Genomic DNA, 233 nt, shown 5'->3' on the forward strand with positions numbered 1-233 from the left:
CTACAACCCTTACCCTCCCACCTCTCTATTCTTTACCACGCCATAGATCAATCCACTCATCTTCTCGCACATAAACTTCCCATTCCTTTTCTCCTTCTTCATGAACACCACCCACGACCATATCTTTACCCAACAAATATTCATATTCCATCTCATACCTCTTCCCATCCTTCTCATAATCCATCAATAACGGCCCTTCCACACCTATCCCCCCTCCTCCATTTTCTTTAACA

The 233-nt window shown here is 43.8% G+C and carries 1 pseudogene; it reads right to left on the reverse strand.

The window, feature by feature from the left end:
- Positions 1 to 25: 25 nt before the first annotated feature.
- A pseudogene (locus tag FS628_RS30990) lies at positions 26 to 233 on the reverse strand (TIM-barrel domain-containing protein); the annotation flags it as partial.

Source organism: Paenibacillus xylanexedens (genome assembly GCF_007676705.1).
GTDB lineage: Bacteria > Bacillota > Bacilli > Paenibacillales > Paenibacillaceae > Paenibacillus > Paenibacillus xylanexedens_C.